This is a genomic window from Blautia sp. HA9023 (genome assembly GCF_056504095.1).
In genome coordinates this window covers 1,152,331-1,177,575 of record NZ_JBWLUR010000006.1, presented here as the reverse complement: position 1 = coordinate 1,177,575, position 25,245 = coordinate 1,152,331, and the positions used below count along the sequence as shown (strand labels likewise).

General features: G+C 46.1%; 19 protein-coding genes. 3 read left to right on the top strand and 16 right to left on the bottom strand.

What is annotated here, in order from left to right:
- The first annotated feature begins 117 nt into the window (after positions 1–117).
- Positions 118–1,890, top strand: coding sequence for a DUF885 domain-containing protein (locus AC04Q6_RS09465; RefSeq protein WP_242996990.1), 1,773 nt, complete (start codon positions 118–120; stop codon positions 1,888–1,890).
- A 29-nt stretch (positions 1,891–1,919) separates the two neighbouring features.
- Here AC04Q6_RS09465 and AC04Q6_RS09460 read toward each other — a convergent pair whose 3' ends face one another.
- Positions 1,920–2,201 (bottom strand): hypothetical protein, encoded by a 282-nt coding sequence (locus tag AC04Q6_RS09460; protein WP_021976992.1) that lies wholly within the window; start codon positions 2,199–2,201, stop codon positions 1,920–1,922.
- A gap of 5 nt (positions 2,202–2,206) precedes the next feature.
- Positions 2,207–2,620, bottom strand: coding sequence for an acyl-CoA thioesterase (locus tag AC04Q6_RS09455; protein WP_180214425.1), 414 nt, complete (start codon positions 2,618–2,620; stop codon positions 2,207–2,209).
- Positions 2,621–3,370: 750 nt separating this feature from the next.
- On the opposite strand from AC04Q6_RS09455, the gene AC04Q6_RS09450 reads away from it, so the two are divergent.
- The gene (locus AC04Q6_RS09450; RefSeq protein WP_021976990.1) at positions 3,371–4,996 is read left to right on the top strand and encodes a CapA family protein; all 1,626 of its coding nucleotides are present in this window, start codon (positions 3,371–3,373) and stop codon (positions 4,994–4,996) included.
- Positions 4,997–5,139: 143 nt separating this feature from the next.
- On the opposite strand, the gene AC04Q6_RS09445 is transcribed toward AC04Q6_RS09450, so the two are convergent.
- The 6 genes from AC04Q6_RS09445 to AC04Q6_RS09420 all read right to left on the bottom strand — a co-directional run bounded on the left by AC04Q6_RS09445 (position 5,140) and on the right by AC04Q6_RS09420 (position 16,277).
- A complete protein-coding gene (locus tag AC04Q6_RS09445; protein WP_119247953.1) occupies positions 5,140–7,749 on the bottom strand; it encodes a cation-translocating P-type ATPase in 2,610 nt (869 codons plus the stop codon).
- A gap of 230 nt (positions 7,750–7,979) precedes the next feature.
- Entirely contained in the window at positions 7,980–9,866 is a 1,887-nt protein-coding gene (glgB, locus tag AC04Q6_RS09440; RefSeq protein ID WP_118170045.1) for a 1,4-alpha-glucan branching protein GlgB, read from the bottom strand.
- Between the two features lie 211 nt (positions 9,867–10,077).
- Positions 10,078–11,520, bottom strand: coding sequence for a polysaccharide deacetylase family protein (locus AC04Q6_RS09435; RefSeq protein ID WP_242996987.1), 1,443 nt, complete (start codon positions 11,518–11,520; stop codon positions 10,078–10,080).
- 268 nt (positions 11,521–11,788) lie between these two features.
- The gene (gene tig, locus AC04Q6_RS09430) at positions 11,789–13,117 is read right to left on the bottom strand and encodes a trigger factor (RefSeq protein ID WP_021976985.1); all 1,329 of its coding nucleotides are present in this window, start codon (positions 13,115–13,117) and stop codon (positions 11,789–11,791) included.
- Between the two features lie 100 nt (positions 13,118–13,217).
- Positions 13,218–14,714, bottom strand: coding sequence for a polysaccharide deacetylase family protein (locus AC04Q6_RS09425; protein ID WP_118062538.1), 1,497 nt, complete (start codon positions 14,712–14,714; stop codon positions 13,218–13,220).
- A gap of 51 nt (positions 14,715–14,765) precedes the next feature.
- Positions 14,766–16,277, bottom strand: coding sequence for a polysaccharide deacetylase family protein (locus AC04Q6_RS09420; protein ID WP_021976983.1), 1,512 nt, complete (start codon positions 16,275–16,277; stop codon positions 14,766–14,768).
- A gap of 242 nt (positions 16,278–16,519) precedes the next feature.
- Between AC04Q6_RS09420 and AC04Q6_RS09415 the strand changes: the two genes are divergently transcribed.
- Positions 16,520–16,960: a type IV pilin gene (locus AC04Q6_RS09415; protein WP_021976982.1), complete on the top strand. Its 441-nt coding sequence runs from the start codon at positions 16,520–16,522 to the stop codon at positions 16,958–16,960.
- Positions 16,961–17,021: 61 nt separating this feature from the next.
- On the opposite strand, the gene AC04Q6_RS09410 is transcribed toward AC04Q6_RS09415, so the two are convergent.
- The 8 genes from AC04Q6_RS09410 to AC04Q6_RS09375 form a co-directional block, all read right to left on the bottom strand.
- On the bottom strand, positions 17,022–17,468 hold the full coding sequence (locus tag AC04Q6_RS09410) for a YwiB family protein (RefSeq protein ID WP_021976981.1): 447 nt from the start codon (positions 17,466–17,468) through the stop codon (positions 17,022–17,024).
- Between the two features lie 9 nt (positions 17,469–17,477).
- A complete protein-coding gene (gene murI, locus AC04Q6_RS09405; protein WP_021976980.1) occupies positions 17,478–18,299 on the bottom strand; it encodes a glutamate racemase in 822 nt (273 codons plus the stop codon).
- Between the two features lie 59 nt (positions 18,300–18,358).
- Positions 18,359–18,604: a hypothetical protein gene (locus AC04Q6_RS09400; RefSeq protein WP_021976979.1), complete on the bottom strand. Its 246-nt coding sequence runs from the start codon at positions 18,602–18,604 to the stop codon at positions 18,359–18,361.
- A gap of 106 nt (positions 18,605–18,710) precedes the next feature.
- Positions 18,711–20,396 carry a GerAB/ArcD/ProY family transporter gene (locus AC04Q6_RS09395; RefSeq protein ID WP_119247952.1) on the bottom strand — a complete coding sequence of 562 codons (1,686 nt, stop codon included), beginning with the start codon at positions 20,394–20,396 and terminating at the stop codon, positions 18,711–18,713.
- A complete protein-coding gene (locus AC04Q6_RS09390; RefSeq protein ID WP_119247962.1) occupies positions 20,393–21,898 on the bottom strand; it encodes a spore germination protein in 1,506 nt (501 codons plus the stop codon). The genes AC04Q6_RS09395 and AC04Q6_RS09390 overlap by 4 nt, the downstream gene beginning before the upstream one ends.
- A 73-nt stretch (positions 21,899–21,971) precedes the next feature.
- Positions 21,972–22,673 carry a GntR family transcriptional regulator gene (locus tag AC04Q6_RS09385; RefSeq protein WP_021976976.1) on the bottom strand — a complete coding sequence of 234 codons (702 nt, stop codon included), beginning with the start codon at positions 22,671–22,673 and terminating at the stop codon, positions 21,972–21,974.
- Positions 22,663–23,544, bottom strand: coding sequence for a 4-(cytidine 5'-diphospho)-2-C-methyl-D-erythritol kinase (gene ispE / locus AC04Q6_RS09380; RefSeq protein ID WP_021976975.1), 882 nt, complete (start codon positions 23,542–23,544; stop codon positions 22,663–22,665). Before ispE ends, AC04Q6_RS09385 begins: the two co-directional genes overlap by 11 nt.
- Positions 23,545–23,658: 114 nt before the next feature.
- Positions 23,659–25,227, bottom strand: a complete 1,569-nt coding sequence (locus AC04Q6_RS09375) for a DUF3794 and LysM peptidoglycan-binding domain-containing protein (RefSeq protein WP_181988218.1) — start codon at positions 25,225–25,227, stop codon at positions 23,659–23,661.
- Between the last annotated feature and the right edge of the window lie 18 nt (positions 25,228–25,245).

The window sequence follows — 25,245 nt, the reverse complement described above, 5'->3', positions numbered from 1 at the left end:
CGTAATTTTCCAATATGATAGAACAAAGCGCCGCTCTGAAAGGACGTTACTGTTTATTTCGAGGCCAGCAACATACTCTGCGGAATATTGCCTGTAAACAGTAATGAAAGATGTCTTATGCCTCTTAAAATAAGGAAAAATAAATCCCCTCTTTTCATCATCCTGCTTCTTATTCTGACATTACTCACCGGCCTTACTGCCGGCTATTTTTCCGCTCATGGGATCACGGAAAACGGAAAATTCGAAGCTTTTTCCAGGAAAGTTTTTCAAAATGAAGTCTCCGGCAGCACCCTCACCCTCCACTATACCCTTGCACATCCGGAAAAACAGGGCATCCCGCGGAAAAAAGCAACTCTTGGAACCATCCCGACAGACATGAAAAATACATATCAGATCTGCAGCCAGTACGAAAAAAAGCTGAAATCTTTCCGCTACAGCTGTCTTTCCACGAAAAATCAGCTGACCCTGGATTCCATGCTCCTCTATTATCATACGGAAAAATCTCTGGGCGACAATTATCTTCTCCAGGAACCACTTGGCCCAAGTCTCGGCATTCAGGCCCAGCTTCCCGTACTTCTGGCGGAATACGCTTTTTATGAAGATCAAGATATCACCGATTATCTCAACCTTCTCACCACCATCCGGCCTTACTTTCAAAGTATCCTGAAATTTGAGAAAAAGAAATCCGAAGCTGGTTTCTTTATGAGCGACACTACTCTGGACCGGGTTCTGGCACAATGCAGCGCTTTTATCCAGAATCCGGACAACAATTATATGCTGGATATTTTTCAGAAAAAGCTCTCGGATTATGGAAAACTTTCCGTTTCAGAACAGAACGCTCTGATCCTGACCCACAAAAGTCTCATGAAAACAGAAGTCATTCCCGCCTATCAGGAACTTATGACCGGACTGGAAGCTTTGCGTGGCACAGGGAAAAACAATCGTGGCCTGACTTATTTTAAGGGAGGAAAAGCCTACTATCTCTATCTTCTCCAGAGCCAGACCGGATCTTACGTTCCTGTGAAACAAATGGAAAAACGCCTCTCCAGACAGCTTTCCAGTGAGATCGGTATTGCAGGAACCATGCTCCGCAAAAACCCGGAACTTCTGGCTACACTCAACCAGGGAATCACTTTCAAAGAAATGAAACCCGCCCAGATGCTGAACGCCCTTCAGCAGAAGATCCAGGCAGATTTTCCAGCCCTTGCAGATGTCACTTTTGAACTCCGCACAGTCCACGATTCCATGAAAGATTATTTAAGTCCCGCCTTTTATCTCACCCCGCCCATGGATATCGGAACGCCTAATGTGATCTATATAAATCCGGCTGCCAGTTATCAGGGTCTGGAACTTTTTACCACACTGGCACATGAAGGATTCCCGGGACATCTTTACCAGACTGTCACTTTTGAGCGCCAGAATCCCTCCGGCATCCGGAATCTGCTCTGCACCTCCGGTTTTGCGGAAGGATGGGCCACTTATATTGAGCCCTTTGCCTACCAGTACGCAGCCGGTTATATAAAGGATCCTTCTGCCACAGAACTTGCCAGGATCTCCTGGCTGAACCGCAGCATCAACTTATGTATGTACTCACTTCTGGATATTGAGATCCACTACAACGGCTGGACCCAGGCCGAAGCAGCCAGCTTCCTGAAAGCCTTTGGCATCGAAGAAAGCACCGTTGTCTCCGAAATCTATCAGTACATCCTGGAAACCCCCGGGAATTATCTGAAATACTACTGGGGCTACTTAAGCCTTCTGGACCTGCGCACCTCCGAGCAGAACCGTCTGGGCCAGGATTTTGACCTGAAAAAATTTCACAGCCAGGTGCTGAAAATCGGCGGTGTGCAATTCCCGGTGCTGGAGAAGTATATTGATGCGGAATTTTAACCGAATCCCTGGGCCAAAATTATAACTCTTTACTCCAGCCCCGCAAAAAACAGCTCATAAAAATCATCTTCACCCTCAAGCATCGGAGAATTCTCTCCACCACCATTGGTGCTCCGCTTCATAGCTGCATAAAACTCTTCCCCTGCCGCGATCAGATCCATCTCATAAACCGGAACCCCAAGTTCCCGGCACTTCTTACAGAAAGCAGCCAGCGGCTCTTTCTCCTTACGGGTAGCAAGCAAAACCTCCCGAAGCGCCGGGTCCCTGCGGGCCTTTTCCTTCAGATTATCAAGCATCTCCACAACTTCCATCCTGCTCACTCTCCCTTCACGCAATTTCTGAACAATACATCCAGTTCCGGAATCTCCCTCTTCAGAGAAATCAGCTTCCCATCCCTGGTAAAACAATGCTTCGAAGAAGCCACCGTACAAACCTCATCCCTGGTCACATTAAAAAACTCATAATCCAGTTCCAGAACCGCACCACTGTACTTCCTCACAGAAACCGAAATCTCCACCACATCATCAAAAAGCACCGGCTTCTTATAAGAAACCGAAACCCCGGCAACCGGAGAAACGATCCCCCGCTTCTCCACCTCACCATAACCGAACCCCATCTCCTTCATAAAATCAATACGGGCCTCCTCCATCCATTTCACATAATTGGAATGATGGATGATCCCCATCTGATCCGTCTCATGATACTGCGCCTTACGTCTGTAAACACCCATAACTGCATCCTCTCTCTTGTCAAAGTCTGATATTGTAGTCAAGCGGATATTCGCAATCCGCTTCGCTACTTTCTCATAACCAAATAACTGCTCCGCAGTTTATCATGAGGAGCTTGCACTCCTCCTGATACATCTTAAATATATCATACAAAGCCGCGAAAATTCCACCATAATTCAACAAGCTGATAGCAAGATATCGTAATCTTCAGTCAGATAGATGGAAATTTTTTCGCTTTTCAAAGAAATGCGAGGAGGGGAAGCATTCATAGTTGCGAAGGCCATTTCCCCTCCTCGCGCTCCTCCCCTCCGGCCACGCAGTTTTGTTGTACGTTGTGGGGATGTGTGTATGTACTGGTGGGGCGATGGATGCTGCGGTATCGGATATAAAACGCTGTGCCGATTTATTCCTATTCTCCACAACTTTTTACAGTCAATCACTTACTCCCCTCAAACCACAAGGAAACTCAGCCTTTCCTCCACGCCGTCCAGCGCAGCGCTGACGGCTCATCCAACTCCCGGGAAACCACTCAGCCTCACACTCTAAACCGAACTCCCACCCCGCCACTCTATCCTCACGCCCTGAACCTCACTGCCCGGACAGCCACCAGCACTTCCCGGCTTGAAAAACCAGCTGGCACGGGCGTACGTTCACCCCCACCACCCTCTTCCCACGAAAAAAAAAATCTGCTATAATACAACCACGCAAACCAATTACATTCAAAATCCAAAGAAAGACAAGGTAAACCATAAATGAAATTCTCACCCAACATCAAAATCCCCGACTCCCTCAAACGAGTCCTCAAAAGAGAATCCACCCCGGATCCTCTCCGCGAACCCAAACGCCCCATCAGGCGCAACCCCAAGGACAACATCCCATTAAACTTCCGCGAGCGCAGCAACGCCCGCCTGAGCCTCATAGCCTCCATCGTTGTCCTGGCTATTCTGGTCCTCTTCTTCAACCAGCTGGACTACCGCCTCATCCGTAAACCAGCCATAGATGCCCGCAAAAAAGCCACCATTTCAAAAGAAAAACAGGAAACCACCACTACCACCGGTGAAACCACCACAGCCTCTGTCATCGCAGTAGGCGACAACCTCTACCACCAGAGCCTCATAGACGCAGGCGCATCCTCTGACGGTAACTGGAACTACGACAAAATCTACACCCACATCCAGGACGCCATCAAAGACGCAGACATCAAAATGATCGACCAGGAAACCGTCTTCACAACCGACCATGACAGCGTAAGCTCCTACCCCTCCTTCGCAACCCCGACCGAAGTAGGAGACGCCATCATAAAAGCCGGATTCAACGTAGTGGAATCCGCCAACAATCACATTGATGATTTCGGCGAAGGTTTTCTCACCGACACATTGAATTTCTGGAAAACCACCTATCCGGATGTCACACTTCTTGGAATCCACGACTCACAGGAAGATGCAGACACCGTCAAGATCCGCGAAGTAAACGGTATAAAAATTGCATTTCTGGATTATACCTACGGAACAAACGTAGGAGGCATTGAAGGAAAAGACTACATGATCGACATGATCCGTAAGGACAAGATCACAACCATGATCCAGAAAGCCAAACAGCAGGCCGACTGCATCATCTTCGTGGCTCACTGGGGCACTGAAGACGAAACCATGCCAAATGAATACGAAAAGCAATGGGCAGCCTACCTCATGGAACAGGGTGTAAATGTCATTATCGGAGGACATCCTCACGTACTTCAGCCATACGGCCGTCTCACCGATGATAAAGGCAATGAAACCGTAGTCTTCTACTCTCTGGGAAATTTTGTATCCACCCAGCAGAAACTGGAAGAGCTCCTTGGCGGAATGGCAAAATTCACCATCCAGAAAACAGTAAAAGATGGAAAAACTTCAATTGAAATCCTGACTCCAACCGTAGAACCTCTGGTCATGCACTATAACAGTGATGCCGGAGAATTTGGGCCATATATGCTTTCCGACTATACGGAAGAACTGGCATCTCAGAACGGTGTCCAGAAATACATTGGTTCCGGTGTATTCACTCTCGACAACCTGAAAAAGAAATTCAATGAGATCATGTCCATGAATGTTACCCCATCCACAGGAACCAATCTTCTGGACGTAACCATTAATACAGACCTGAACATGATCGATGCTTCCGGAAATATCGTAGAAGATACGGATTCCATCACAGCAGAGCAATATTATGCAGACAAAGGAATCGACATCAATTCCGAAAACTTCAATTCTGCTGATAACGGTTCCGGCAGCACAGACGACTCCTCAGATGATGGTTCTGATGATGATTCCGGTTCCTATGACGACAGTTCCTACGACGACGGCTCTTACGATGACAGTTACGACGAAAGTGAAGAATAAAGCTTTAACGAATGCGGATTGCGAAGATTCGCTCGACTCAGCAAACCAGCCAATCCAGCAACGTGCATAAAAAATACCGGAGATCCGGCATCCCTGAAGTACACACTTCAAAGGATCCGGATCCCCGGTATTTTTTTACATCATCAGAACTTTACCATCCGTTTCAGTCCCTGAATCACCAGCATACTTACCCCTGACAGTCCGTAAACCGCCAAAAGTTCTCCAATCTTAAGCGTCTGCACCGCAAAAAATCCATGAAGCACCGGAACTGCAAGCACAGCTGTAAGAAGCACAAATCCAGACAGAAATGCTCCCTGCATAAAGCGATTATCAAAAAATTCCCCTGTAAAGATTACCGGTTTTCCAGCCTTACAGTTATATCCGTGAAGTAATCTGGACAGACACAGCACTGCAAACGCCATGGTACCTGCCAGTACCTCATTGCCGTCCCGGTAGCCAATCAGAAATGCCGTCAGTACCACAGCACCGATCACACCACCTTCCACACCAACACGGATCAGGAACTCTTTTGTAAGAATAGATTCTTTTACAGGTCTGGGCTTTTTTCCCATCACATCATGATGGTAAGGTTCCAGCCCCAGAGCAATGGCCGGCAGACTGTCCGTAAGCAGGTTGATAAACAGAAGATGAACTGGTGCAAAAGGCACTGGAAGATTCATCAGAGAAGCTGCAATCACTACCAGGATCGCCGCAAAATTTCCGGAAAGAAGGAACTGTATAGCCTTTTTGATATTTTCATAAATATTTCGTCCACTCTCCACAGCCTTGATGATCGTGGCAAAATTATCATCGGTCAGAATCATTGAAGCCGCATCTTTTGCTACCTCTGTTCCTGTGATCCCCATAGCAACTCCCACATCTGCCTGTTTCAGTGCAGGTGCATCATTGACTCCATCTCCGGTCATGGCCACAATGTTTCCCCTCTCCTGCCACGCACGCACAATACGTATCTTATGCTCTGGCGTCACACGTGCATACACCCGGATATTTTCCACAAACTCGTTAAGCTCCTCATCACTCATACCATCAATCTGAACACCCTCACAGGCCTGGGAAATATCATCCAGAATTCCGATTCTCTTTGCAATAGCGGCTGCTGTCACCTTATGATCTCCTGTAATCATCACCGGGCAGATACCTGCACGCTTACAGTCCGAAACCGCCGCTGCACTTTCCGTACGGGGCGGGTCCATCATTGCCAGTAACCCCAGAAAAACCAGCCCCTGTTCATCCTCTGTGGAGATATTTTTTTCCACCGGAAAATGGCGGTATCCGATTCCAAGAACACGTAAACCTGACTCTGAATACTGTTCATTAACTCTGCAGATGTTTTCCACATCCACCTCTGTAACAGGAAAGATTTTTCCACCTTTCTGGATATAATCCACACGTTTCAGCATCACATCTACCGCGCCTTTGGTGATCATGGTATATCCATCCTTCATCTTATGGAAGGTAGACATCAGTTTCCGATCACTGTCAAAAGGAACCTCGCTGCTTCTCGGACAGGCATCCCTGACTTCCTGTGCCGAAATTCCTTTTTTATCTCCCAGGTTTACCATTGCTGTTTCTGTAGGATCTCCGATCTCCTGGCCTTCCACATTGGTAGAATCATTGCAGAGAATGCTGAACTTCAGCATCTGTTCCTGCAATGGGTTCGCCGGATCAATCTGATCTGCCGGAATATCCCGTCCATCCACATAATAATGTTCAATGGTCATCCGGTTCTGTGTCAGTGTTCCCGTTTTGTCAGAACAAATTACCGATACACTTCCCAGCCCTTCCACAGACTGCAGTTTCCGTATGATTGCTCCTTCTTTCGCCATCTTTCTGGTTCCAAACGCCAGCACAATTGTCACAATGGAACTGAGTGCTTCCGGAATCGCCGCCACAGCCAGTGCCACTGCAAAGAGAAATGCATCTGCAACAGCTCCGCCTTTCAGCACCTGCAGGGCAAAAAGTACAGCACATAACAGAAGAATGATCATAGAAAGCTTTTTCCCAAAGCGATCCAGATTAATCTGAAGCGGTGTTTTCTTCTCCGAAGTATTCTTTAAAAGACCGGCGATTTTTCCTACTTCTGTGTTCATTCCAATCCCGGTTACAAGAAAAACACCTCTTCCATAAGTCACATAGCTTCCGGAAAATACCATGTTCCTGCGATCTCCCAACGGAAGTTCCCCGGTAAGCGGAGCGCTGATCTTATCTACACCAATGCTTTCTCCGGTAAGTGCACTTTCATCAACCTTAAGGCTGGCACTTTCCAGCACACGTCCGTCCGCCGGAATATAGTCTCCAGCCTCCAGATGGACCACATCTCCTACTGTAATTTCCCTTCCCGGAATTCTCACCACTGCACCGTTTCGAACCACCTTCGCCTCCGGTGCAGCCAGCTGTTTCAGGCTTTCCAGGGAATTCTCTGCCTTAATGGTCTGCACAGTTCCCAGAATAGCATTCATAGTAATCACAACCAGAATTACCGCCGCACTCTCTGTTTCCCCCAGGAACAGGGAAACCACCGCCGAAACAATCAGGATCAGCACCAGAAAATCTTTATACTGTTCCAGAAAAATCTGCAGACCACTTTTTTTCTTACCTTCCGCAAGTTCATTGAATCCGAATTTTTCCTGCCTTCTTTTTACTTCCTCATTCGTCAGAAAATCCTGTTCCCCATTCAGATCTCTGCGTACAGTTTCTACCGTTTCATTGTAATAAGCTTTCACAGATACCATTCCTCCTTTACAGATCCTCAGCAAAATCCCTGTTAACAGTATGGGCAGAATCGTAAAAAAAGAGACTTTTATTGCACAAAAAACATGCAATAAAAGTCTCGCTGTTTCATCACGATACGGACAGGCATTCACCCATCGAGATTGACGACATCATGAACACTGACGTGCCAGCTACTCTCCTTTATATGGCTTACTATACTGTCCAAAAAGACATTTGTCAACCCGGAATATCAGTATGTAAATACGCCGACTCCATAAGCTTCCAGCGGATATGCAAAAGAAAATTCCCGGTTGTCGCAGTTCTTCTTCTCTGCCTTGAATGCCTTGCCTTTCGGAAGAAGTCCCTGCTCATTCATAATCAGTTTGTACTGTTTCTTCTTCGGTACACCTACACGGTAATCCGGACGTGCTACCGGCGTGAAGTTGCATACAACCAGAATGTTGTTACGTCTTGTGGGGGATTTTCTCACAAAACTAAAGATGCTTCTGTCGCCATCGTTGGCATTGATCCACTCAAATGCAGACGGATCATTGTCCGCACCATAAAGTGCCGGATATTTCCTGTAAATATGAAGAAGATCACTGACATACTGCTGCAGTTTCTGATGATTCTCCTCTCCAAGAAGATACCAGTCAAGCTCTCTGGCCTCACTCCACTCCCGGAGCTGTCCAAAATCCTGTCCCATAAACAGAAGTTTCTTACCAGGATGTCCGAACATGAAGGTATAGCCAGCCTTCAGGTTCTTGAATTTATCATCCAGTTCGCCTGGCATTTTTTCCAGCATGGAGCACTTCAGATGTACTACCTCATCGTGGGAAAGAACCAGAACATACTTCTCACTGTATGCATAAGTCATGGAAAATGTCATCTTATTATGATTAAATTTACGGAAATACGGATCCAGCTTCATATATTCCAGGAAATCGTTCATCCATCCCATATTCCATTTCAGGGAGAATCCCAGGCCGTCATCTTCTGCCTTGCCGGTTACCATCGGCCATGCGGTAGATTCCTCCGCAATCATGACAGTTCCATGATTTCTTCCGAGAACAACCGTATTCAGATGCTTGAAGAATTCAATGGCTTCCAGGTTCTTGTTTCCACCGTATTTATTGGCAACCCACTCACCGTCTTTTTTACCGTAATCCAGATAGAGCATGGATGCAACCGCGTCTACACGGAGACCGTCAACGTGGCATTCTTCTACCCAGTAAAGGGCATTGGCGATCAGGAAATTCTTTACTTCCGGACGTCCGTAATTGTAGATCTTGGTTCCCCAGTCCGGATGCTCGCCCTGTCTCGGATCTGCATGCTCGTATACTGCAGTTCCGTCAAAGTTGGCAAGTCCGTGTGCATCCTTCGGGAAGTGCGCCGGTACCCAGTCAAGGATAATACCAATCTTCTGGCGATGGAGATAATCAACCATATATTTGAAATCCTGTGGTGTTCCGTAACGGGAGGTCGGTGCATAATAGCCGGTAACCTGATAACCCCAGGAACCGTCAAAAGGATGCTCTGCGATGCCCATAAGCTCAACATGTGTGTAACCCATTTTTTTGACATACTGGGCAAGCTTCGGCGCCAGTTCTCTGTAGGAATAGAAACCATCCTCGTCTTCCGCAGTCTGCGGATGTTTCATCCATGAACCCGGATGCACCTCATAAATAGACATGGCACTTGTATCCGGATCAAAGGCCTCACGGTTCTTCATCCAGGTATCATCTTTCCATTTATAATTGGTGATGTCGGTAACACGGGAGGCTGTTCCAGGACGCATCTCAGCAGCGTTGGCATAGGGATCTGCCTTGTAAAGTTCCTCGCCATGTGCACCTGTAATGTAAAATTTATACAGTTGTCCAATCTTCGCTCCCGGTACAAATATCTCATAAACACCAATGGGTCCAACTTTTTTCATGGGATTCTTCTTTGTGTCCCATTCGTTGAACTCACCTACAACAGAAACCGCCTGTGCATTAGGTGCCCACACTGCAAAATAAACTCCTTTTTTCCGGTTCTGTGTATCCGGATGTGCTCCCAGTTTCCTGTAAATATCATAATTCGTGCCCTGACCGAACAGATACTGGTCAAGCTCCGTAAATTGTAATTTCTTTCCCATTTTCAGGTACCTCCCTTTATAGTTCTGCCACCGTCCATTCCCCAATTTTAAGTGGAGTTTTTTATTCTATAATTATACCAATCCCCATATTTTCAGTCAAGGAAAAACCCTCCCATATAATATGTGTCTATTATCCGACAGTGTCGTATAAAGTCAAAAAAGAGACCTGAATGACACACATTTTGTCACTCAGGTCTCCTGGTATTATTCTTTAGTATTCTTCACTTCCGTCATCATAGGAACCATCGTCATAGGAGCCATCATCATAGCTTCCGTCATCGTAGCTTCCATCATCATAGTTTCCGTCGGAAGAACCATCCGATCCGTCACTGCTTCCGTCTGTGGAACCATCTGATCCATCACCACTTCCATCAGAAGAACCGTCCGATCCGTCACTGACTGTACTGTCTGTGGAACCATCACTGACGTCTGTACTATCTGCGGAGGTACTGTCTGCAGAAGCGCTGTCATCAGAAGTTGTACTTCCGTCAGAAGAATCACTGCTGTCTGTTGAATCACTGGAGTTTCCCGCATAACCGGCAACACGTCCAGCCTGAAGAGAGCTGTCCCAGAAGTCAGAATAGGAAGCACTCTGTAAAGTAACATCTTTAGCTGCTGCAAGTTCACTGACTGTCACCAGCTTATATCCCTCATTGACCAGTTCCGGAATCAACTTCTCAGTAGCACATTTTACAGATGGCTCATGGATATCATGCATCAGAATGATAGAACCATCACTCAGATCGCTGTTCATGATCTCATTGTAATCCGCATCCGCATCCATCAGTTTCCAGTCCAGGGAGTCTGTGGACCACATGAAAAACGGTTTGCCTACTGCTGCCATCTGTTCTTCTGTGATTGCTCCATACGGTGCACGGCACACGGTTGCAGCCTGTCCGCAGGCTTTCACCAGCTCGTCATCTGTTTTCTGGAATTCCTGTACAACAGAATCCAGATCCATATTCGGAAGAGTCTGCTCCGGATGATCCCAAGTATGGTTACCAATCTCACATCCAAGCTGTAACATTCTCTGTACAGTAGATTCCCGTCCCTCAACATTCTGTCCCAGCATAAAGAAGGTAACATGAATATTATATTTCTCAACTGTATCAAGAAGAGTCTCTGTATACTCTCCCGGTCCATCATCAAAGGTCAGTGCGATCATCGGACGTTTCTTGGAAGGATCATAAGAACCATCTTCATTAAAGTAATAATCCTTCACACCTTTCTCAACCCATCCTGTCTGCATATAACCATTCTCATCAAAACTGTATGTAGTTCCGTCGATTTCGGCAAAACCATTGATATAATATGTACCATCCGGATTCTGATACCACTTTCCTGTGGAGTCTTCATGCCATCCCGGTGTCATAACAGAAAGTCTGTCTCCTGCTGTACTGCCCTTTATCGGCATCACCACAGCATCTGTACTGCTGTCACCGGATGAATCCGATGTAGCCGAATCAGCCGATGCAGATGCATCCTCCGTACTTCCATCTGAGGAAGTTCCTGCTGTATTCGCCTGTACATTCACAGTCTCCGTACCCTTACTGCTTCCTCCGCCTACACGGTTGACGATTGGTAAAATTACTCCTCGAACAACAAAAACCAGCAGAAGAATCGCCGCAACCACACAGGTTATCCGCTTCATCATCCGCCGCCGTCTTATTTGCTGCTGCTTTCTGCGCATTCTCTCGCGCAAAACTCTTTTGTCCATTTGATTATATCCCCGTCTATATATTTATAACTTTCCTTAATGTCTAAACTTAATCATACCGCATTTAATGTTCAAATACAATGGTAATTCCCGAAAGAATCTCTTAATTTTCTTTTTATGTGTTACTGTCAAAAAAGCGGTTCCCGGAAATTCTCCCGGGCCCCGCACTTTTTTGTACGCATCACATAATGCGTGTGATTTTTTGTTATTCTGCTGATGCATCTGATGCGCTGTCTGCCTCTTCTGTCGGTTCTTCCTCAGGAACCATATCTGTCGCTTCTGCCGTTTCCAGCTCTTCGTCAACAGTTCCCTCAGCACTGCTTCCATCTACAGACGGATCATCTCCGTCCACACCTTGTGTGTCACCGGCAGTTACTTTTTCTTCAACGGTTGCGTTATCTATGATAAAGTCCTCCACACGGAGCAGTCCGATAGATTCATCCACAGCTGCCTGGCCATACTTATCTACCAGTGCCGCGATATCTTTTACATTATATGATTTGATCAGTTCGTTCTGGATACCAAGAGATTTTTCATCCTCAAGTGTCATATTTTCCGCATCCATGATTCCCTGCACGATCAGGTTCTGTTTCACCTTATATTCCGCATACTGGCTGCTCTGCTCTTCAAAATCATCCATGGAAATGCCCTGTGCCTTTACAAAATCCTCCAGGGTCATATCACCCTGTTTTGCATAATTTTCGTACAGAGTCTTAAATTCTGTTTTTGCCGTATCCAGATCATCCTGTGGGTATTCTTTTACTTCGGAAGCAGAGAGCACTGTGTTCCATGCTGTCTCACGAAGAGTATTCTGGGCGCTTGTTTTTGCTTCTTCTTCCAGTGTCTTGCGGATTTCTTTTTTGTAGTCTTCCGCAGTCTTACAGTCAGTATTCTTGGCTGCCCAGTCATCGGTCAGTTCGGGAGCACGTTTGAAGCTCTGCAATGTAACTTTAAACACAACCTCCTGGCCTGCCAGTTCTTCGGATGAATATTCTTCCGGAAATGTAAGGTCGAGATCTTTTGTCTGGCCTTTTTTCATTCCGATGATTCCATCTTCAAAACCATCAATAAAAGTTCCGGAACCGATCGTCAGCTCATAATTGTTGGCTGTACCTCCGTCAAAAGCTACTCCGTCTTTGGTTCCTACGTAATTGATCGTAACAATGTCACCGTTCTGAACCGTACCTTCTGTTACTTCCTCTGCCTTATTCTGAAGTTCTTCCTGAACCCTTCCATCAACCATGTCATCGGTCACAGCTTCTACAGAATTATCAAGTGTCAGGCCTTTATACTGTCCGATCGTTATATATTTGCTCACATCATCCACAGAAACAAGTCTTGTATCTCCGGAAGCTGTATCTTTGCTGTTTTTATCTGAATCCGATCCTGATTCTGCTGAATCTGTTTTATCGGCTGTATCCTGTGTTTCTGCTGTAGATTTTGTTTCCCCTTTATTGTCTGCAGATGTGCCGCAGGCTGTTATCGCCAGCGCTGTACACAATGCAAGCACAACGAGATATGTTTTTTTCTTCATATCTTACTCCCTTCATATCAAAATCATCTGAAAATACACATATATTCTAACCATAATAGATTATAAACATTTTCTGTATACTTTTGTAAAATCTATTTCCTTACATTTCTGGAACCGGTGTCGGTCTGGAATCGTCCCAGACTTCAGATACATCAAACAGGTCGCTGAGCATATCCGGATTATAATACATACGATAACCATCCAGGTTCCGTCTTCCCTGTCGGAAATACTCACTTGTGATCTGCACAAAATACTGACTGGAATCTACATTGCAGAAATAGCGGTAGCCACGACTCTTATAATATTCATACTTGGCATTATCAGAGGTATATCCTTCCCAGTCGCCGATATCTGCGCCAAAGGCAAAAATGATCATGTCGGTTTTTCCAAGGATCGGTGCTACATATTTCTCCCATTTCTTGTTATCTGTTTTCAGTTCAGCCGCAGTAGAAGAAGTTGCATTTCTGTGGCCCCAGGTATGGCTTGCAAATTCCCAGCCGTCTTTTTTCATGGCTTTTGCCACTTTTTTGGCTGCTTTTACTTCTTTATTATAGTCAAAATCCGGGTTAGCCTTGAGAAAAGCTTTCTGGTCGTCCTGAAGGTTCTTTTTTGACTTATATGCACCATCTGTACGGTATCCCAGCACTCCGTCATAACCGGTCATTGCCAGGATCCCCTTTCTTCCATGGTAGGAAAAATCAGGATGTTCCTTAATAAAAGAATCCAGGATCGGCACAACATCGTAATCGCCGGTCACAACCGTTCCGTCAGCCTTTTTATATTCACATTTAATGTCTCCATTATCATCGATCACCAGTTTTGTGGCAAATCCATCTCCATCCATGTAATGATAATAGCTGACATCATCTTCAGAAAGTACGAAAGGAATCTTGCCCTCCGGAAGCATGATCTTGCCTCTGCTCATGGTTCCGTCATCATTCACTACCGCCATGTCGTGAGGGCTTACCAGAACATATCCCTTATCATACATAATCTGGATCATTTTTTTGAACTCACTGACTGTCGTCATCATCTGATTATATCCTGCCTCATCAGAATCCCCGTCAAAAGCCAGAGAGGTGTCTACGATAAGGGAATGGAAAAACACATGTGTCACCTGCTCAAGAGGATACTCTACACAGGCATCTCTTTTTTTCATATAGGAAGCAGCTGCCTTCTGCATTTTATCACTGGTGGCAAATTTCCAGTTGTTCTTCAGAACAGAAATCGCTCCTGTATAATCATACTGCTGAGCCAGTTTCTTTGCCTTTGCGAGAAGTGCCTTTTCATTGGAGGAAGTACTGCCGGAAGTGTCCTCTGACTTCTCACGTTTCTGTGTTTCTTTTTCAGCCTCTTTCTCTTCTTCCGGTGTCTCGGTTGCTGCCGGCTGGTCTTCCGGATCTGCTGCTACCTTAGCCTCTTCTTCCTCCACTTCAGTCTGTGTATCCTCTGCGTCTGCCTCATCTGACTGCGTATCCTCGTTGTCCTGCGACTGTGCGGTCATATTATCCTGCTGAACAGTAACTGGTGCGTTTCCACTGACAAAAAGTGATGCTGCAAGTACTGTTGTCAGGACCCCTGCAATTTTTTTCTTCATAAAATAACTAGCCCCTTTCTTTTAAGTCCCCTCGTATCTTTCAAAATCCGATCATCCCATCGGTGGTACCGGCGTTGGTCTTGCCGGGTCAAAAACATCTTTTGCGTTAAAAAGATCTTCCAGAAGTTCCGGATTATAATACATCCGGTATCCGTCCAGGTTTCGTCTTCCCTGACGGAAATAGCGGTCCCGGATCTGTACATAATACTGGCTGGAATCCACATTACAGAAATAATTGTATCCCTGTCCCTTCAGATATTCGAATTTATCACCGGAATACTCTGGTTCTGTTGTTATATCTGTTCCAAAAGCAAAAATAATGATATCCGTTCCCCCGATCAGCGGATCTACATTTTTTTTGAATTTTTCGGTATCTTCCTGAAGTTTCTCCAGAGAGATCTGACCTACATTCTGATGTCCCCAGGTATGGCTTGCAAATTCCCAGCCTTCTGCTTTCATGGCATCGGCAACCTTCTTCGCCCCTTCCCGTTCCTTTTCCAGGCTGAAATCCGGATGTGCATCGAGCCATTGTACTTTATTTTCGTCCAGATCTGCCGGGCGGGTTTCATAACTCTCATCTGTACGGTATCCCAGGATTCCGTTATATCCGGTGAGTGCCACGATTCCCTTGGCACCACGGTAGGAAAAATCCGGATGCTGCTCCACAAAACGGTCGATCAGTGGAACCATATCGTAATCACCTACAGACACACTTCCATCATCTTCCACATATTCGTTGCGGATCTTCCCTTCTTCATCCACAACCAGTTTTGTGGCAAATCCATCTCCATCCATGTAATGATAATAACACACGTCATCCTGTGAGAGGACAAACGGCGTTTTCCCCGGCGGAAGAAGGATCTCTCCTGCTGTGATATTGCCGTTTTCATCTGCTTTTGCCATATCTTTAATGCTTACCATGACATAGCCCTTGTCATACATGGTCTGAGTGATCTTATTGAACTCATCGATCGTGGTCATAACCTGGTTATAATCCGCTTCTTTATAATCTCCGTCAAAAGCCTTGGATGTATCTTTTATCAGAATATGATAAAAGACATGTGTCACCTGTTCCAATGGCCATGCCGTACATGTTGCTTTTGTATCTTCGTATTCTTTTACAGCTGCCTGCATCTTCTGGTCTGAGCCATAAGCAGGATCATTTTTCAGAAGATCAATGGCTTTATCATAATCATACTGCTGAGCCAGAAGATCCGCCTGCGCCAGAGTATCGCCGGAAACTGTATCACCGGATGAATCACCGGAAGCCTCTGTAGAAACTGCTTCGCCGGAGTCTGTTCCCGTTTCCGTTTTATTTTCTTTTTTCGTATCAGAAGTTACCACTTTCCTGTCTGATCCGGAAGCAAACCTGTTGCTTAAAGCAATTGCGCCTGCCGACACTCCACCTGCGATCAGTACCGCTGCCACTCCTATGGCGATCAGCCGTTTCCTGCGTTCCCGTTTCAGCCTCTCTCTGCGGCGTTGCAGCATACGTTTACGCCATTCCTCATACTCCGGAGTTCCCATTTCCGGTCTGGGTTTCCGGTGTTTTTTCTCTTCCATACTTTATTTCCTCCATCTGTTGTGTATAAATACACTGTCTGTATCTGAATATCCATCTATCCTGCGGTTTGTATTGTAAACCGCAGCACATTCATTATACCTTGTAAATACTGAAATTTCCACCGTTCCTCCTGTCTTTTTCGCTTTTCTTTTATCTTGCCTTTTTAAGAAAACAATGCTAAAATGTTTTGTACGTAATGTAACCGATTGCGAAACAAATATACATACAGGGGGATTCTCAAATGAGTACAGTTACCATTGTTCTTCTGGTCATCCTCGTTATTCTGATCGCAGCAGTAATCGCACTCTACTTCTTCGGAAAGAAAGCTCAGAAAAAACAGGACGAACAGCAGGCTCAGATCCAGGCCAACAAGCAGACAGTTTCCATGCTGATCATCGATAAAAAGCGGATGCCACTGAAAGATTCCGGACTTCCACAGATGGTCATTGACCAGACACCGAAGCTTATGCGCCGCTCCAAACTTCCGATCGTAAAAGCTAAAGTTGGTCCGAAGATCAGCATCCTCATCGCAGATGAGAAAGTATTCGATCTGATCCCGGTTAAGAAAGAGATCAAAGCCGAAGTCAGCGGTCTTTACATCGTTGGCGTAAAAGGAATCCGTGGTTCTCTTGAAACACCACAGAAGAAGAAAAAAGGTTTCCTCTCAAGATTCCGTAAATAATCCGAATATAAAGCAACCGCCGTGGTTTCAGGAATTTTCCCTGATACACGGCGGTTATTTTTTATAAGACAAAATCCTTACAGTCTCTGGGCTGTACCTGGATCGCCAGGTAACAGTCTGCCACATGTTCCTCATTCATATCCAGCGCGTAATCTGCTTTCATCTGAAGATTCTCTTCACTCTCCATAAGCTCCAGGTTTGTGGCGGCAATTCCCATCTGAAGTGTTCCATACGGTGTGGAATAATAAGTCATATTCTTCTTACCCTGCTCAAATACCATATGGACATTTACCAGACCCTTTTTACTTACTTCCAGACCTTTCTCTGACATTTTTATGTAATTGATCGTAGGTTCAGCGGTTTCATCGAGAAGTTCCTCATATCTGAGATAATGAGAACCATTGCGGAAATAATACTGTCCCGCTACGACGATCTCGATCGGCTCCTGGTCTCCCTGTGCGTCCATCATCTGAAGCCCTCTTACATGGATCAAAACTTCTTTTTGCATTTTTTTCTCCTAATATTTCTCAATATCGATCTTCTGTGTTTTCTCTACATTATATGACAGGATGGAATTGGCAAAATCCTTAAATTTCTCGGCAAGATCACTTACATAGAAGCGATACGGAAATTCCTCCTGTGCCGCCTCATCACTTGCTAGATCCAGATCTGCCAGAAGCTTCTTCAGTTCCAGTGCAGTCTCATAGGCCGGATTCACAAGCCGGACATCCTCCCCCATGATCTTACGGATCGTAGATCGCAGAAGCGGGTAATGTGTACATCCAAGAATCAGTGTGTCGATCTCCTGATCCTGAAGTTCCTTCAGATATCTTCTTGCAACCTCTTCTGTGACAGGATCATGATACCATCCCTCTTCCACCAGCGGTACAAAAAGCGGACATGCTTTCCCGATCACGGTGATCTCCGGATCCAGCTCCCTGAGATAGGAAGCATGGATACCGCTGTCTACCGTACCTACTGTGCCAATGATCCCTACTCTCTTGTTCCTGGTCTCCTCAGCAGCCACTTTAGCACCGGCTTCGATCACTCCGAGAATAGGGATATCCAGTTCATCCTTTACCGCATCCAGAGCAAAAGCACTGGCTGTGTTACAGGCTACAACAATGGCTTTTACTTTCTGTTCCTGCAGAAAATGAATGATCTGGCGGGAATAACGGATAACTGTCTCTCTGGACTTACTTCCATATGGAACCCGGGCTGTATCTCCGAAATATACAATTTTTTCGGACGGCAGATTCCGCATGATCTCACGGGCCACCGTCAATCCTCCGATACCGGAATCAAACACACCAACCGGTGCGTTTCTGTCTATATTCATTGATCTTATTCTCCTGAAATAATTAATCGAGCACTATAATTACTCGTTGGAATATTGTATCACCAATCCAGCGCTTTCGCAAGCCAGAAGGAAATCTTCACCGGCTTATTTTCCCCGTTATCCTCCACTTTTTCAAAACAGAATTCCGGATAGATGGTTCCCCACCAGGCATAAACCTTTGGATCCCGGGAAGAAAATGTGTCCTGTGCTCTGATACCGCCTGCAAGGATCATCGACACGAGCAGAATGGCCCATCCTGTTCTTTTTAATATATGAATACGACTCTTTATCTTTATATGCTCCATGAGTAAAACCTCCTGCCAAAATCTTCTTTCTGATAATCCTGTCCAAAGATGATGGTACCTGCCATCTTTTTAAGAATATCTGCATTATTGACAGTTTATCGCCTGTTTATTCAGCACTTCCATAATCCACTTCCAGAAGATCCCCATTTACCCATACAGAAGGAATCCATGGTAATGTTCCGTCCTGGTAAAACTGATGATATGCCTCTCTCAAAGTCACTCCTTTTTTCTGCTGCCCGGTAGTACGGTTCTCCTGGATTCCCTGAAGATATTCACCCACAGAACTTTCCTCTGCTCCCTTCCAGTGAAAAACCTCTCCCAGCATTCCGGTCCGGAACATGTACACATCTTCGCCTACATGTTCTTCCTGCTTCAGATATTCGAGAAAAGCCTTTCTGTTTTCTTCTGTCAGCATGCTCTCATCCAGAATCACTACCTGAAGGTGTCCCAGATCCAGAAATTTTTCCTGGGAACGATTGTAGACTTCCTCGATTTCCTGAAAATTTCTGCCCGCAAGGGTCAGTACGGAAACCGGATCTTCTTCCGGCTTTTCCTGCCCGGTGGTCACATTCATATCCGGCATGGCATACTTCAGCACAAAGCCTTCTTCCGAAACGCCGGCCCCCAGTGCCAGCGGATACATCCTTTTTTCCGGTTCCACAGCCGCACACCCGGTTCCCATAAGGCTTACAAAGAAAAACAGGCTCACAGACAACGCTTTTTTCTTCCAGCGGCCTTTATTTTCCACACTGAGAAAAATCTGGATCACAAGAAGCAGCGGCACAAAAATATATGCCAGATACCATCCATAATACTTTTCTATCCCGGCGCCGTTTCTTTCGTAGAGCGAAAGGATCCACCCTGCTGCCGGAATCCAGTACCGTCCACTTCTAAGCTTTGTTTTTTCCGCAATCTGATTCCCGTAATGAAAAAGACTTCCCAGAGAAAAAAGAAGCCCGAACACCAGAAATCCCATCCAGATCACATCAAATCTTGCCAGCACATTTCCCGGAAGATCTGCCCCGTCCAGAAGAGGCAGCACCGGATATGTTTCCGCCAGAAGCCTGTTTTTTCCAAATACAGCAGGAAGCAGAACCTGCATACCAAGGACAATTCCACACACGGTAAGAAAGGCCAGGATCACCGGCTTTCTGGCACTTCCCTGTTTTTCTACTTTTTCAAGCCCAAAAGGCAGAAGCCCCACTCCGGAAAAAACACAGAGAAATGCATACACATCCCGGATCATCCATTTCCCGGAAAACCTGCTACCGGTACCCTCCACGGTTTCCAGAAAATATTCCGCTTTTCCCTGTCCTGCACTCAAAATCATAAGAAGGAGAATCCCTGCCAGAAAAATTCCACCGGAAATTTCTGCAATCCTTCCTCTTCTCTGCATTCCCCGGTGCGTTCCCAGACTGCATGCTGCCACAGCAAGCAGAGACAGCCATTTCCCGGAAATCCCGCTGATCAGACTCTGTGGAATTACTTTTGCAAGAAGATCCGCCAGAAAAGCCGCACTTAAGATTACATATAAAAGAAAGAACAGTCCAATAAACCGTACAGTAATATTTCCTGTCATTCTGGAAAGTTCTCCATAAGCAGGAGCAAGACGGATCAGCCAGATCACATAAAATGAAAGAAGCACCGCCGCCAGGATCGTCCCTGCCATAGCATTCACTCCCAGCATTTCTCCGTTTTTAAAAAGGCACAGAAGAAAAGGCGCCGGAAACACAAGTATGATCTGCCGGAAAAGCTGTCTGTGGGAAATCCTGTTGTTTTCTGCAAATCTCATAATCCTTTTCCTTTCTGCCTCCACGGCTTTGTCCGCAGTCTGCGCTTCTGGTCATCTCTTGCATACAACGGCCGGAATTTCCGTTTCCGGAATGGCTGGCGCAAAATTCTTCCTCCTGTTTCCGCCTGGCCGTTTTTTTCTACAAAGGGTACCAGATATGGGACACCAAAACTTAAAAGTCCTGCCAGATGTGCCGCTGTCAGATACAGTCCCAGCACAATTCCGAAGATGCCAAGATATCCTCCCAGAAAAAGAAATCCATACTTCAGAAGCCGGAACGCAGACGCAAATTCCTCATTGGGGATCGCCAGAGATCCAAGCGCCGTTAATGCCACAATAATTACCACCACGGGGCTTACCAGATTAGCCTCCACAGCTGCCTGTCCAATAATCAGGCCTCCAACAATCCCGATGGCATTTCCAAGAGTTCCGGGAATCCGTACGCCCGCCTCCCGGATCAGCTCAAAAGACAGCTCCAGAAACACCAGCTCCACCACGCTGGAAAACGGCACTCCTTCCCTTGCCTGTGCAAAAGAAAGGATCAGATTGGCCGGAAGGATCTGGGTGTGAAACCGTATCACAGCCAGATAAAGTCCCGGAAGCAACGTTGCCACAGCCATGGCCAGATATCGCAGCACACACAGGAATGAAGTCATTTCAAAACGGTTATACCAGTCCTCGCTGCTTTCCATAAAGCTGTTAAACGCACCTGGAATCACCAGTGCCACCGGTGAATTGTCACAGAGCAGCACGGCTTTTCCATTGAGAAGTTCCTGTGCCGCCCGGTCCGGACGTTCGGTTGTCTGAAACTGTGGAAAAGGCGAATACCAGGCTTCTTCTGTCAGCTGCTCCAGCATTCCGCTATCCAGGATTCCATCCACAGTAAAAGATTCCAGCCGTTCCTTCACCGCAATCAGAAGTTCTTCGTGCACCAGATCTTCCACATACAGAAGCTGCACCACCGTGTTGGAACGCACCCCGATATTTTGCTGTTCCACTTTAAGGCGGGTATCCCGGATCCGCTTCCGTACAAGGGCCGCATTGGTTTTTACGCTGTCGCAGAAGCCTTCTTTGGAACCCCGCAGCACTTTTTCCGTTTCCGCTTCTGATACATCCAGCCCCGGATAGCCTTTGCTGGATATCTTCATGGCCCTGTCATAACCGTCCATAAAGAAAACCGCATTTCCGGAAAGAACCGCCCCGAAGACTTCTTCCATGGAAAAAAGTTCTTCCACATCCGCAATTCCGAGACTGTTTCTCCGAATAAATTCCCGGATCTTTTCTTCCGGAATTTCCCAGAAATGATTGATCATCTTTCCAATGGCAGAATCGTCCAGCATCATGTTGGAAACTGCCACTTCAATATAAACCATCAGACAGTCCACTTTATGACCCTCTCCCAGGCGCATGGGCCGGATCAGAATATCATCGCAGTTTTCACAGCGCTTCCGGATATAAGATTCATTTTCATGGAGAGATACTGAAATCTTTTTTTTTTCCACAGCTTCACCATCCTTTTCCAATAAAAAAGAGATGCCAGTGGCATCTCTCTTAATATCCCCGGATATCCGGTTCTTATTCTTTTTTCTCGGATTCTCTGGCAGCATTTTCCGCACGGATGGTACGGATAATTGCCATTCTCTGATTCTCCAGATGGTGAAAAGAAATATCCTGTGCTTTCTGCACATCACCCTCCCGGATCGCTTTTACCAGTTCTTCATGCTCGCTGACAAGGAGATTTCTGGTCTGCTCTTCCTTCAGATATTCCACACGGTAGCGGTACATCTGCTCGCGGAGATTATTCAGTACCTGGTTCAGACGCTTGTTATCGGAAGCCTGGTAAATGATCTCATGGAACGCCACATCCGCCTCCGCAAGACGAACAAGATTTCCCTCTGCTTTTGTTTTCTCGAATTCTTTGGCTGCTACCCAGAGCCGTCCAAGCTCCTCCTCTGTGATCAGCTTACATGCCTTTTCTATGGCTACATTCTCAAGCGCGATACGCACCTCAAGAACATCGTTCAGATCTTTTTCGGTGATGCTTGCAACCTGGGCTCCCCGGCGTGGGATCATCACTACAAGGCCTTCCTGCTCCAGCTTACGCATGGCCTCACGCACCGGTGTTCTGCTGACACCCAGACGCTCTGCAAGAGCGATCTCCAGAAGTCTCTCCCCCGGTTTCAGTTCTCCTTTCAGAATTGCCTGCCTCAAGGTGTTAAAAACAACATCCCGAAGTGGCAGATACTCATTCATATCCACAGAAAAATCACTTGTCATTTGTAACTCCTCCATCCCTGTTGTAAATATCCGTGGCAAATACTGTTTTTGCCAGTCCGCTCTTTCTGAGACTTCTGGCTGCCGCCGCCATCTTATCTCTGTTATCAAAAATACCAAATACCGTTGGACCGCTTCCGCTCATCACCGCTTTCAGCGCTCCTTTTTCTTCCATGAGTTCTTTGATATTTCCAATTACAGGATACTGACGGATAATTCCAGGCTCAAATACATTCTCCATTTTTGATGCCATGGCATAAAGATCACCGTCCTCAATATCCCTGATAAGTCCATCGATATCCGGATGTTTCCCGATTCCTGCCAGATTGAGATTTTCGTAGGCGGTTTTTGTGGAAACATTGATTCCCGGTTTTCCTACCAGCACATAGCATTCCGGAACTTTCGGAAGTCGCTTCAGCTTCTCACCGATTCCCTCTGCAAGGGCTGTTCCACGCATGATACAGTACGGAACATCTGCTCCTACCTTCACTGCGCGCTCCATCAGCTGCTCTTCCGTCAGGCCCAGATGAAACATCCGGTTCACACCTACAAATGCAGCCGCAGCATCAGAGCTTCCGCCTGCCATACCTGCCGCTACCGGAATGAACTTGCGAAGTTTAATGGAAAGTCCCTCTTCTATTTCAAATTCTTCCATCAGCATCTCTGCTGCTTTATATACAAGATTTCGGCTGTCAGTGGGAATAAACGGAAGATTGGTTGTCAGCACGATTCCCGGCCGTTTCGTCTTTCTGATATCCAGGATATCATACATACGGATGGTCTGCATGATCATGCGTACCTCATGATAGCCGTCCTCTCTCTTCCCCAGAACATCAAGTCCGAGATTGATCTTTGCCATTGCTTTTAAACGCATAAGCCCCTCCATTTGTACTTTGTATACAGTATTTATATGTATATTTTATATGATTTTTGCAGTCTTTTCAACAGCAAAATTTTCCAGCTTTTTTCATTTTCTGCTGTTTTTTTCTCATTTGATCTGTCCTTCTACTTTTTTCACCACAAGAAGCGGTGTTCCCGGAGATAGCTCCTGATTTTCCTTAAGCCCGTTCAGAGTGCAGATTTCTTCAATGGATGTATGATATTTTCTTGCGATATCCCACAGCTCATCTCCCGGTTTTACCATATAGATCAGGATTCCCGGCATAGCCTGGATCTTTTTCATATCCAGAGGTTTTTCTTCCACTTTGTCAATGATAAATACGGGTTCCCGGATGACTGCAAGAAGATTCAGGCCCACTGACGCCCGGATCTCGATCTCATTTCCGTCCGCCATGGCTGCAGAAAGCTGTTCCAGTTCTGCCTTTAACCGGTAGCTGCTGTCCGGCCGGATTCCTCTCGCTTCCACCACATGAGAAAACGGGATCATGGCCTCCATGGAGTAAAAAGGCATACTGTCGTTTCCGATAATATACAGGATCTTCAGCATGATCACTCCATCTGCCTGCACTCCGTTTTCCACGATCCTGGTCTTATCGATCTTTACTTTTCCCTGGCTGTGACAGAGCTGGAGGATTTTCCCCTGGGTTTCTTTTACCTGAATGCGGTCAGTGATCCGGCATCTGGAGAAATTCCGCACCAGAAGTTTTTCCAAAACTTCATTTTTCCCTTCCGGAACGCATTCCCGAAGTGGTGTATACACATCTGTAACCAGTGAATATTCTTCCTCCCGGAAAAATTTCATATCCAGTTCCAGCACTACATCAGAAACCAGTATCCGTTCCTCTCCATCTGCATCCGGCTTTACTTCCAGGCTCTGGTGCATCACGGAAACTTCAATATCCGGGATCAATTCTTCTGTACAATCCGGACATTCCACTTCTCCTGAAAAAGGAAGTGAATATTCCAGCCACTGTACCGGTGTCTCTGTATCTTCTGATTCGTACAGTACAAAAACCGTCAGCTCTCCCCTTGCTTTTACGATGTTTTCTTCCGGTTTCAGATCCAGTCCCCGTATATCCATGGTATACCAGATCAGGCCGGAAATGTCCGGACGGTTGGAAGCAATGGTATATTCATCCTTAACACGCAGGGTATCTTTTTTATGTACGGTAAGTCCCAGAAATCGGACTGTTTTCTTTCTGACAGAGATATCCGTAGCATCCAGCGCTACCGGAAGACGAACCTGCTCCGTCTCATCTACTGCTCCATAAAATGTTACCAGTGCTTTGATATTCAGCTTTCTGGAATGGATCAGCCGGATGGTAAGATCCTCAATCTCCCACTTCAGGCACAGTTTATCTCCATTTACAATGTCTTTCAGGTTCAGTGTTTCCTCAAACGGCAATTTTGCCGTAATGCTGCTGATAATTCCGTTTTCTTCTCCCACATAAAGAATATCTACCTGCAGATCTCCTCTCAGGATCCCTTTTCCGTCAGCGAGATGGACATCATCCATACTGATCCTTCCTTTATACTGGATCAGCCTTCCCACATCCGGTTTCGCATCTGGTACATTAAAATCTTCATCAAAGGTGATCTGGCTTTTTGCCCTGCTTTTTTCTTTCAGTATCTGCATGATCTCCTTCTTTAATTCCACAATTGGTTCCCCTTTCTC

What these genes read in the sequence shown, in the direction of transcription:
- AC04Q6_RS09420 (WP_021976983.1), bottom strand. Translation starts at nt 16,277, where the DNA reads ATGGAAGAGAAAAAACACCGGAAACCCAGACCGGAAATGGGAACTCCG.
- murI (WP_021976980.1), bottom strand. Translation starts at nt 18,299, where the DNA reads ATGAATATAGACAGAAACGCACCGGTTGGTGTGTTTGATTCCGGTATC.
- AC04Q6_RS09435 (WP_242996987.1), bottom strand. Translation starts at nt 11,520, where the DNA reads ATGATGAAGCGGATAACCTGTGTGGTTGCGGCGATTCTTCTGCTGGTT.
- AC04Q6_RS09425 (WP_118062538.1), bottom strand. Translation starts at nt 14,714, where the DNA reads ATGAAGAAAAAAATTGCAGGGGTCCTGACAACAGTACTTGCAGCATCA.
- AC04Q6_RS09445 (WP_119247953.1), bottom strand. Translation starts at nt 7,749, where the DNA reads ATGGTATCTGTGAAAGCTTATTACAATGAAACGGTAGAAACTGTACGC.
- AC04Q6_RS09450 (WP_021976990.1), top strand. Translation starts at nt 3,371, where the DNA reads ATGAAATTCTCACCCAACATCAAAATCCCCGACTCCCTCAAACGAGTC.
- ispE (WP_021976975.1), bottom strand. Translation starts at nt 23,544, where the DNA reads ATGCGTTTAAAAGCAATGGCAAAGATCAATCTCGGACTTGATGTTCTG.
- AC04Q6_RS09410 (WP_021976981.1), bottom strand. Translation starts at nt 17,468, where the DNA reads ATGCAAAAAGAAGTTTTGATCCATGTAAGAGGGCTTCAGATGATGGAC.
- glgB (WP_118170045.1), bottom strand. Translation starts at nt 9,866, where the DNA reads ATGGGAAAGAAATTACAATTTACGGAGCTTGACCAGTATCTGTTCGGT.
- AC04Q6_RS09400 (WP_021976979.1), bottom strand. Translation starts at nt 18,604, where the DNA reads ATGGAGCATATAAAGATAAAGAGTCGTATTCATATATTAAAAAGAACA.
- AC04Q6_RS09455 (WP_180214425.1), bottom strand. Translation starts at nt 2,620, where the DNA reads ATGGGTGTTTACAGACGTAAGGCGCAGTATCATGAGACGGATCAGATG.
- tig (WP_021976985.1), bottom strand. Translation starts at nt 13,117, where the DNA reads ATGAAGAAAAAAACATATCTCGTTGTGCTTGCATTGTGTACAGCGCTG.
- AC04Q6_RS09395 (WP_119247952.1), bottom strand. Translation starts at nt 20,396, where the DNA reads ATGAGATTTGCAGAAAACAACAGGATTTCCCACAGACAGCTTTTCCGG.
- AC04Q6_RS09465 (WP_242996990.1), top strand. Translation starts at nt 118, where the DNA reads ATGCCTCTTAAAATAAGGAAAAATAAATCCCCTCTTTTCATCATCCTG.
- AC04Q6_RS09460 (WP_021976992.1), bottom strand. Translation starts at nt 2,201, where the DNA reads ATGGAAGTTGTGGAGATGCTTGATAATCTGAAGGAAAAGGCCCGCAGG.
- AC04Q6_RS09415 (WP_021976982.1), top strand. Translation starts at nt 16,520, where the DNA reads ATGAGTACAGTTACCATTGTTCTTCTGGTCATCCTCGTTATTCTGATC.
- AC04Q6_RS09385 (WP_021976976.1), bottom strand. Translation starts at nt 22,673, where the DNA reads ATGACAAGTGATTTTTCTGTGGATATGAATGAGTATCTGCCACTTCGG.